The organism is Streptomyces cucumeris, from assembly GCF_024295805.1.
In the GTDB taxonomy this organism is placed as follows: domain Bacteria; phylum Actinomycetota; class Actinomycetes; order Streptomycetales; family Streptomycetaceae; genus Streptomyces; species Streptomyces cucumeris.
Window position 1 is genome coordinate 1 of the sequence record NZ_JANCLX010000079.1, and the last position, 4,427, is coordinate 4,427.

Annotated in this window: 3 protein-coding genes and 3 pseudogenes; all 6 read right to left on the reverse strand. The window is 69.4% G+C overall.

Going from position 1 to position 4,427, the window contains the following annotated elements; translation table 11 throughout:
- Nucleotides 1-93, reverse strand: a pseudogene (locus tag NMK44_RS41740) (IS5/IS1182 family transposase); the annotation flags it as partial.
- 50 nt (nt 94-143) lie between these two features.
- A pseudogene (locus NMK44_RS41745) lies at nt 144-748 on the reverse strand (IS5 family transposase); the annotation flags it as partial.
- A gap of 61 nt (nt 749-809) precedes the next feature.
- Nucleotides 810-953, reverse strand: a pseudogene (locus tag NMK44_RS41750) (YunG family protein); the annotation flags it as partial.
- Between the two features lie 502 nt (nt 954-1,455).
- Nucleotides 1,456-2,490 (reverse strand): zinc-dependent alcohol dehydrogenase, encoded by a 1,035-nt coding sequence (locus NMK44_RS41755; RefSeq protein WP_254753375.1) that lies wholly within the window; start codon nt 2,488-2,490, stop codon nt 1,456-1,458.
- Entirely contained in the window at nt 2,487-3,464 is a 978-nt protein-coding gene (locus NMK44_RS41760) for a zinc-dependent alcohol dehydrogenase (protein ID WP_254753376.1), read from the reverse strand. The genes NMK44_RS41755 and NMK44_RS41760 overlap by 4 nt, the downstream gene beginning before the upstream one ends.
- A partial coding sequence (locus tag NMK44_RS41765; RefSeq protein WP_254753377.1) for a C-terminal binding protein occupies nt 3,461-4,427 on the reverse strand: 967 nt, incomplete at its 5' end. The genes NMK44_RS41760 and NMK44_RS41765, both read right to left, overlap by 4 nt.

Here is a 4,427-nt window from a genome sequence, read left to right on the forward strand (position 1 = left end):
ACCCTGCGGCCGCACCTTCGACGGAGGGATCAACGGCTCCGCGATCTCCCACAACCCGTCCGGAACAATCCAACTCCACGTACCCCGCCCCATGACCAGACCAACGAGCAATCACCACGTAGGACACAGTCTTAGACGTCGTTTCACTTGGTGAGTCGGCGGTAGCCGATGAGGGTTGCGGCTATGCCGACGAAGGCGAGGAAGTGCTCGGCCTTGCGTTCATAGCGACGGTGCAGGCGGCGGCATCCGGCGAGCCAGGAAACCGTCCTTTCGACGACCCAACGGTGGCGACCCAGCCGGGTGGAGGACTCGATGCCCTTGCGGGCGATGCGGTGGCGGATGCCTCTCTTACGGAGCCATCGACACAGGTGGTCGTAGTCGTAGCCCTTGTCGGCATGGAGCTTGGCCGGACGCCGGCGGCGCGGGCCGCGCCGGGAGCGGATGGGCGGGATCCCGCGCACGAGCGGTTCCAGTCCGAGGCTGTCGTGCATGTTGGCGCCGGAGACGCCCAGGGATAGAGGTAGCCCGTTGCCGTCTGTGATCAGGTGGATTTTCGATCCGCTCTTGCCGCGATCGGTCGGATTCGGTCCGGTCAGTGGCCCCCTTTTGCCGCCCTGACGCTGACGGAGTCGATCGCACACCGCGACCAGTCCAACTCGCCGCGGGCACCGAGCTCGTCGAGGATGACGCGGTGGAGCCTGGCCCATACCCGGTCCCGGCTCCACTGGGCGAAGCGCCGGTAGACGGTGGCGTCCAACTTGTCCCTCGGTTCCGTCGTCTTTGTCCAGTGAGTCCCCACAGGCTCACCTGAGCAAGGCCGTGATGTCGCAGTGGCCCCAGGCCGGGTTGCGCGGCTGCCAGTCGGCCTGGTCGTCGGGCGAACAGGTGTCGGCGGCCCAGCTGGCCCGCAATGCCTTGTCGAGGTCGAGCAGGTTCCAAGGGGTGGTGGTCATGCCGGCAGCAACGCAGCCACCAAGTCATACCGGACAGGGAGATCAACTGTCCGCCGATAAGGACCTGAGATGTCCGCTCACCCGGACGGCCCGCTGTCCGTGGACACTCGTGCGAGTTGTGGGCGACCGCCCGGATCCCGCTGTGTGTCTCGCACGCCCAGCGATGGCGCAAGGCAGGACGTCCCGACGTCGAGGCGTTCGTCATCGCCCACGAGCAGACTCCGTACCACAGCGAGTCGATCTTCCCCTTGATCGTGGACACCTGGAACCTCAGATCCCAGTCTCCAGGTGTGCACGATCAAGGGGAAGCTTCAGTTCGGTGTGGCGCGGATGGGGCAGAAGGTCGCGGGCGACCCGGGCGATGCAGGCGGTGGGCAGCCCGGCGGATGTGGGCCATCGCACGAGCCGTGTCTCCTGCCCAGTCCGCGAGTGGAACGAGGGGATGTGCGCCCTGCCGCTCGACAGCTCCTGTGGGCGGGCGGTGGTAGGGCAGGTGCGACGATCAGGGTGCGCGGGGGTCGAGCAGGGCCTTGACGACGCGGCGCTCGGAGAGTGCGGTGAAGGCTTCCTGCCACCGAGTCAGCGGGAACACTGTGGCCAGCGGGCCAGGGTGGACCGCGCCATGGGCCATGAGCGCGAGCGCGGCGTCCCAGCTCGCCCACGACGACGACAGGGAGAAGGTCACATCGAGTGCCCGGTTCATTGCCGTGGCCCACGGCACCTGAAGCGTCGGGCTGTCGGGGACGCCGAGCACGCACAGGCGGCCACGGCGGCGGAGCGCCGCGATGGCCGATGCGACGGCCTCCTGAGCTCCGGACGTCTCGAGGACGAGATCAGCGCCGCGTCCGGAGGTGATCTCCTGCGCGCGAGCGACGACGTCGACCTGGGTGGAGTCCCAGACCTCGATGTCGAGGCGCTGTGCAAGTTCGAGTCGAGACTGGCTGGAGGGCCGGCCGACGAGGACCACGCGCCCGGCGCCGCAGGCTCGTACCGCCATCGCTGCGAGAAGGCCGATGGGGCCGGGGCCGAAGACGAGCACGGTGCCGCCGGGTGGGACGGGGGTGCGTTCCAGGGCGGTCATGACGATGGCGGTGGGTTCGCACAGGGCGGCGTCGAGGTCGCTGACCTGGGCGGGGACCCGGTGCAGCAGATGAGCGGGGACGTGCACCCGCTCGGCCATGCCGCCGTCGATGCCCCATCCCGGGGAGCGCTTGTGCATGCAGACCTCGGCGTGTCCGCGGCGGCACAGGTGGCAGATGCCGCAGGCCAGCGAGTGCGGCTCGCAGACCACGCGGTCGCCCACCGCCCACCCGGTGACTCCCACGCCGACGGTCGACGCCACCCGGCCGAGGAACTCGTGGCCGACAGTCACCGGGGGCCAGCTCGGGAACGCGTTGTGCATGATGTGCAGGTCGGTGCCGCAGATGCCGGCATAGATCACGTCGAGCACGACCCAGCCGGGCTCGGGCTTGGGTTCTGCGACCTCGACGAGTTCGAAGTGCTCGTGCGTCGCGGCGAGCTTGCGCAGGGCTTTCACGCCGCTCCTTCTACGAGCACCTTGACCTCACGGCCGGCTCGGAGTTCGTCGATGGCGCTCGCCGCCCCGTCCAGCGGCACGGTGCGGGTGAGAAACGGCTCAGCGTCGAACCGGCCGGTGGCGATCATCTCGGTCGCGGTGCGGATGTCGTCGCGGGAGTAGACCCGGCTGCCGATGATGGTGAGCTCCTTGAAGGTGGCGGCCTGAAGGTCGACGGTGGTCGGCATGCCGTAGACGCCGACGAGGATGATCCGGCTGGTCGGAGCGGCGACGGCGGTCATCCCGGCCGCGACGGAGGGATGGCCGGCGGCGTCGAAGAACACGTCCGCGGACAGGCCGGCGAACGTTTCGACGATCTCGAAGCCGAGGTTGGCGGCGAGTTTGCGGCGCACCGGCAAGGGCTCGGCGACGACGACCGTCGCGGCGCCGGCCAGCCGAGCGCAGGTCGCCACGGCGAGACCCACGGGCCCGGCCCCGGCGACCACCACTTGTTCGCCCAGCCGCAGGCCGGAGCGTCGGACGGCGCGTACCGCCACCGCGAGTGGCTCGGCAAAGGCGAGCTGACGCAGATCGGCTGTGTCCGGTGCGGGGATGAGCCGGTCGGCGGGTACGGCGACCTGTCGGGCTGCGCCACCTGGCACGTCGATGCCGATCAGGCGCAGTGAGGCGCAGGTGTGCGGCCGCCTGTTGCGGCAGGGCGGGCACGCGCCGCAGGGGAGCAGCGGGTCGACGACCACCTTGGTGCCGGCCGCGAAGCCCGCTCGGTCGGCGTGCACGGTGCCTGAGATCTCGTGCCCGATCACAAGGCCCGGCTTGGACCGTGGGTGCTCGCCGGCGCAAATGTGCAGGTCGGTGCCGCACAGCCCGCAGTATGCGACGTCCACCAGTACCCACCCGTCGGCGGGTATGGGCTGTGGCTGATCGCGGACGGTGACGTTGTGGTTGCCGGTCCACACGAGTGCTTGCATGGTCATCGCTGTGCCTCCGCTGGGTTGTTGACGGGGCAGCGCGGACGCTCGCCGCGCAGCACCCGCAGGGCCTCGTGGGCCACCTCGTTCTTGAGGGTCACGAACGACTCCTCCGAGTACCAGGCCGCGTGTGGCGTCAGGATCACCCGGTCATGGACGGCGAGAGCGCGACCTGTATCGTCCGGCGGCTCGGTCTCGAGCACATCCAGGGCGGCGCCGGCGAGAGCGTCGCGGTTCAGCGCGTCAAGCAGCGCCACGGAGTCGACAAGGCCACCGCGTGCGGTGTTGAGGAGGTAGGCGGTGGGCTTCATCGCATTGAGCGCTTGCCGTCCGATGAGATGGTGTGACGCCTCGGTGAGGTTCGCGTGCAGGGAGAGTACGTCGGCCGTGGCAAGCAGCTCGTCGAAGGAGACGTTCTCGATCGGTGTGTCTGCCGCGAGCGTGCGCGAGGGGTCGAGATCCGTGCCGATGACGCGCATGCCCAGGGCCGCCGCCCGGCGCGCGACCGCGGTACCGATGGCGCCACAGCCGACCACGCCGAAAGTCAGGGTGCTCAGCCGTCGCAGAGGCCGGGCAGCCGCGTAGGCCCAGGCACCCCGGCGCACCGAGCCGTTGAGGCGGACGACCCCGCGCAGCAGCGAGAACGCCAGCGCGACAGTGTGGTCGGCAACCTCGTCGGAGCCGTAGTCGGGCACATTGGCCACCCACACACCCCGCTTGGTAGCGGCGGGCACATCAACGTTGTCGACGCCGACCCCGTAACGCACCACCAGTCGGCAGTGCGGCAGCGCGTCGAGAACCTCCCCGGTGACCGGGGCGTACTGGTTGATCAGTACGTGTGCGTCCGACGCCTGGTCGATGATGTCCTGGCCAGTCTTGCAGGAAGCCAGCCGCAGCTGGACACGCGGATCGCTGAGTACCGCCTGCTCCGGCGCGATGGTGTCATGGTCGCAGTCAGTGATGACCACG